Source organism: Endozoicomonas sp. SESOKO2 (assembly GCF_024606245.1).
In the GTDB taxonomy this organism is placed as follows: Bacteria; Pseudomonadota; Gammaproteobacteria; order Pseudomonadales; family Endozoicomonadaceae; genus Endozoicomonas_A.
Genome location: NZ_JAHHPQ010000811.1, coordinates 1 through 5,064, shown reverse-complemented (window position 1 = coordinate 5,064; position 5,064 = coordinate 1). Strand labels below are relative to the sequence as shown.

Here is a 5,064-nt window from a genome sequence, read left to right as displayed (position 1 = left end):
GGTATCAGGGTCTATGGATAGGTAGAGTTTGACGGTTGTCTGGGGCGATTCAAAATTAAGAACGTAATGGTCGGCTGCTGAAACCATCGGAGCCAGCAGGAGCCACGTTGAAATGATAAAGGTCCATAATATTTCTATACTAAAAAGTTTTTTCATAATCACACCTGTTAATCAGAAGCTTTAAAATAGTTAATCTGCTGGAAAAAGGTGCGTTTTATTTAGAATATTTCCGACTATGAGAACGCTTGATCGGCCATTGCTTCTAAAGAATCAAATAAATAATAGGGATACCCAAAAATAAGGCTTTTTTTTAGACTTTCATACCGAAAAAAATATCGAGACAATTCAGGTCGGCTTTGATTTTACTTTACGGACGCTTTTCAGGATCTCTTGAAGGGGTAGCTTAATCTTTCTCTCCTGGCAGGCCACTTTTATTGATAATGGAGATAGGCAAGCAAATGGCCTGAGGTTCTTTATAGAGTTAATCTAAATTCTAAAATCTGGTTTCGCATTCAATTGTATGGGGCGGCACGCTGATGGACGAGACCTCTATTTGAAAAAGGTCAGCCCATTGATGATTACGACTTTCGAGCCAGGTTCTTAGCTGGTTGTCATCCACTGCACTGGGCATCCGGACATTAAATACCAGTGTTTGGCTATTGTGGTGTTCGTTTAATCTGAACGATACCAATTCATAACCCCCTGTGCATTTCAGCATGATTTCTATTAGCTGCAAACTATAGATTTCCAGCTTGCTCGAGCTAAATGTGAAGCCCACCTGAAACTGCCTTGGAAAGCGAGTATAACTATAAAGTAAGGTGATCACAGGAAGACTGAGCAAACCTCCGGCCAGCGTTCCGGTTCCTAAATTAGAAATCCCGATACCATACCCAAAACCAGTGCCTGCTGATGTTAAAATCAACGAAGTCAGAAGCGCAAACTTTCCACGATACCAGGACGGGTTTGCGATCGAGTTACATACAAAGCTACCACATCGGGGGAAAGGCAGATGGGTATACAGATCTTTGGCTTCCATAGCCACCAGACTCGCAAATACACGGATAAATTCTGGTAGCTGCTTTGAAGGAACACGAATCCAATAGACGCTATCGTTCTCCTCTCTTCTTTCGAGATGGAGGTAAACGTTTCTGATTTCGGTTGGAACAAAGTGGACAAAATTCTTGGATCCAGCAACGGGTTGACTGGTTAAGGGCTCAACTAAAGGAGTCGATTCACGCTCATTATCAGAATCAAAGATATGCACTAAAACTGGCGACTGAGCGGGTCCAGATGTCTGGGAAACTGACAAGCCCCCAATGGCCTCACACTCAACGGGTTGATTAAGATCAACCGATGATAACTTAAGGGATTGACCTTGGGCAGATACAGACAAACCCTCATTTGCTTCAAGCTCCAGGTCTATAGAATCACCAACCAATGTCAAATCTTCCAGCAGGCGCTGGACAGTCAGTGGCATGCCCTCGACTGATTGCTCCTGCTCTCCATCATCACTCATTGACGTGAAATCAATGGGTTGACTCTGGGTAGATATTGGCAAGCCCCCGACTGCTCCAGACTCATGGCCTTCATCATTACCGATTGACGTGAAATCAAGGGGTTGACTCTGGGTAGATATTGGTAAGCCCCCGACTGCTCCGGGCTTATGGCCTTCATCATTACCGATTGACGTTAAATCAAGGGGTTGACTCTGGGTAGATATTGGCAAGCCCCCGACTGCTCCAGGCTCATGGCCTTCATCATTGCCAATTGACGTTAAATCAAGGGGTTGACTCTGGCTAGATAATGGCAAGCTCTTGACTGCCCCATGCCCATGGCCTTTATCATTGCCAATTGACGTCAAATGAAGGGGTTGACTCTGGGTAGATATCGGTGAGCCCCTGACTGCTCGACGCTCATGGCATTCATCATTATTAGTTGACGTCAATTCGGGGGGTTGACTCTGGACGGACGGTGGCGAATCAGAAATTGGCAATCCACTCACTGTTTCAGATTCCTGACTGTCGCTATGGTCACTGGATAACAGGGGGGCTTGAAATCGGTGCATTTTTGATATACCAAACGTTTTGGTATCAGGCTCAACAGACAGATAGACTTTGACGAGCTTTCGTGAAGTTTTAAATTGAAGTACATAATAATCGGCTACTGAAAGCGTCGGCGTCAGCAGGAACGCGACCGCGATGAGTGAACCCCACAATAACTCGATATTACACATTTTTTTCATGATCACACCCGTAATCAGGAACTTTAGGCTATTTGCGCCACTGGAAAAAGATGGTTTTAATTTAGAACATTTCCGACCATGACAACTCTTACTCAGCCATTCCTGCTGAATAATAAATGGTAATAAATGGGACATCCAAATTAAAAAGTAAAATATCTTCATTAGACTTTTTAATCGTCAAAGAGATTGAGATAGATCTGGTTAGGCTGTAATGTTGCTTTCTGGTCGTTTTTCAGCATTTCTATCTATAGTACAGAGCATACTCATTCATAAGGCTACCTTCTATATTGACAAACGACAGTTGCCAAGTGAAAGCATTCGGTTCAGCGTCGTGCTTAGAGTTGAACTGAGCGCTAAAGATCGGTTTCCGGATAGCCTGTATTGATTTTCTTAGTATGTATCATATCGCTGACGGAAGAGACCTCTATCTGAAATGGAGCGCCTAAATGATGATTACGATTTACCAGCCAGAGACGCAGACGTCTGGCATTCACTGATTTGGGCATCCGGACATTAAACGTCAGTGTCTGACTGGCGGATGATTGGTCGAAACGAAATGCTAATAAGTTAAAGCCTCCTGACAACTGCAGTATCTTCACTATTTGTTGTTGCAAGTTATAGATTTCCTGACTGATGAGCAAGTTGTTTGAATTAAATGTAAAGCTCACCAAAAACTGGTTTGTAAACCGGGTATAGCCAGAATAACAGGCAGTGAGAGGAATAAAGAGGCCCCCTGCAATCAGACCTCCAATACCCAGACCAGGTATCCCATAGGTAAATCCAATACCGGCAAGTATTGCTGTGTCGAGTAGCTCAACAAAAATCGCAATTCTTCCTCTATACCAGCGCGGATTAACGCTTGAATCAAATATATAGTTGTTGAACCGGACGAAAGGCTGGCAGGTATACATTTCGTCAGCTTCCATGGCAACCAGTCTGGCGAACATAAGGACAAACTTTTCCAGCATGCCCGAAGAAATCTGGTAGAACCGGATAGTATCGCATGCCACGCCTCTTTCCAGCCAGGCGGCAACCCTGGCTCTTCCGGTTTCCAAATAGCGGATAGTTGGGGTTGAAACAATAGTAGGCTGAGTGGTCAAGAGTTGGTCAGTAGTATTGGATTCAACTCTGTCATTAGAATCAATCAAACACACTGAAATGGGTGAAGAAATCGCTTCACATGACTGAGGAACAGGCAAGCCTCCAACGGCTCCGCATTCCTGGTTTTCATCATTATCGCTCGATGTCAATTCAGGGGGCTGGCTCTGGGCAGAAGGTGTCGACTCGGAAACTGGCAACCCTCCAACTGTTTTGAATTTTTCGCCCTCAGCATTATCTCCGGATAACAAACTGAAGGATTGCTCTTGCTCATCCTGCGCTTCCGATCGAGCGTCTGTTTCTGTGTCAGGTTCGACAGATAGAAATACTTTGACGTTTGTTTGTGGGGTTTTAAGATTAAGCACGTAATAACCTGCTTCTGAAGCCGTGGTTGTCATCAGGAATGCACACGCAGTGACAAAACTGCAGAATAGCTCGGGCTTACAAAGCTTTTTCATTACCACACCTGTATCACATTTGTTCATGAAAAATCTTTAAAAATAGTTAAGTCACTGGAAAAAGGTGCTATTTATTTAGAATATTTCCGACTATGACAGCACTTGATTAGCCATTCTTGTTGACGAATATAAGAGGTAGCTAATAAAAGGGGGATAAAGGAGAAATAAAAGAGACGTGAAAAAATAAAGACGCTTCGTTAAACTGTTTGCCAGGCAAAAGTATTGAGACTGATCTGGGCAGGTTGTATTATTACCTTTTGCTTGTTTTCTACATTTCTATTGGCAAGTTCTGTACTCCTTCATCAGAAGGTCGCCTTTACCGATACAGGGCAACAGCGACGTGGAAATAACCGGCCTGCCGCCCCGTATAAAGTTAATTTGTGTCTTAATGATCGGTTCTTGGTTCAAATATATTTGTTGGGTCGCTGATAGAGCGCACATCTATTTGAAACGGTCTGATTAGCTGTTGATTACTTCTCTCGAGCCAGGCTTTCAGATGGCTGTTACTCATATGATCCGGAACTCGGACATTAAACGTCAGTGTCTGTTTGTGGGAGCCCCTGTCTCTTTGAAATGACACTAAATTATAACCCCCTGAGCACTGCAGTACCTTTACTATTTGCTTGAAATTGTAGATTTCCTGACCGATGGATAAGTTGTTCGAAGTGAGTGTGAAGCTCACATTAATCTGGTTATGGAACCGGGTATGGCTAAACAAACAGGCAGTGCAAAGAGTAGAGAGCAAACCCGCAGTGAGGAATCCGTACCCCAGACCCTGAAGCCCCGCGCCAAGGCCACCTCCGGTACCTGCTGCTCCCACGACAAACATACAAGGAGTCACACATCTTCCACGAGACCAGCTCGGGTTAACGTCTGAGTTAAATATATAGCGACCGCACCGAAGGAAAGGTCGGCGAGTATAGATTTCGCCAGCATTCATAGCAACCAGACTGGCGAACACCATGACAAACTCTTGCAGCTGACTGGAAGGCATTTGAAAAAACTGCACATCTTCTCCAGGCACTCCTCTTTCCAGCCAGGCGTAAGCTGCGTTAGTTCCGGTTTGCAGAAGGTTGATAGTGGGCCCGGCACCAGGTTGAGTGGTCAGGGGTTGGGTGATAGAACTGGATTCCCTGTCATCAGAATCAATTAAAGTCACTGAAACCGGCGAAGAAACAGCTTTACATGCCTGGGAAGCCGTCAAGCCGCCAGCGGCTCCACACTCCTTGTTTTCATCATTACCGGAGGATGTCAGTTCAGGGAGGG

The 5,064-nt window shown here is 44.7% G+C and carries 3 protein-coding genes; all 3 read right to left on the bottom strand.

All coding sequences use genetic code 11. The features are described from left to right. Positions 1-493 precede the first annotated feature (493 nt). Positions 494-2,242, bottom strand: coding sequence for a hypothetical protein (locus KDK17_RS19065; protein ID WP_257288826.1), 1,749 nt, complete (start codon positions 2,240-2,242; stop codon positions 494-496). A 353-nt stretch (positions 2,243-2,595) separates the two neighbouring features. Continuing rightward, positions 2,596-3,798 carry a hypothetical protein gene (locus KDK17_RS19060; protein ID WP_257288825.1) on the bottom strand — a complete coding sequence of 401 codons (1,203 nt, stop codon included), beginning with the start codon at positions 3,796-3,798 and terminating at the stop codon, positions 2,596-2,598. A gap of 385 nt (positions 3,799-4,183) precedes the next feature. Next, positions 4,184-5,064, bottom strand: an 881-nt coding sequence (locus tag KDK17_RS19055) for a hypothetical protein (RefSeq protein WP_257288824.1), incomplete at its 5' end; no start/stop codon positions are given.

Bases quoted from the DNA above. Each gene is read 5' to 3' on its own strand.
- KDK17_RS19060 (WP_257288825.1), bottom strand. From the start codon at position 3,798: ATGAAAAAGCTTTGTAAGCCCGAGCTATTCTGCAGTTTTGTCACTGCG.
- KDK17_RS19065 (WP_257288826.1), bottom strand. From the start codon at position 2,242: ATGAAAAAAATGTGTAATATCGAGTTATTGTGGGGTTCACTCATCGCG.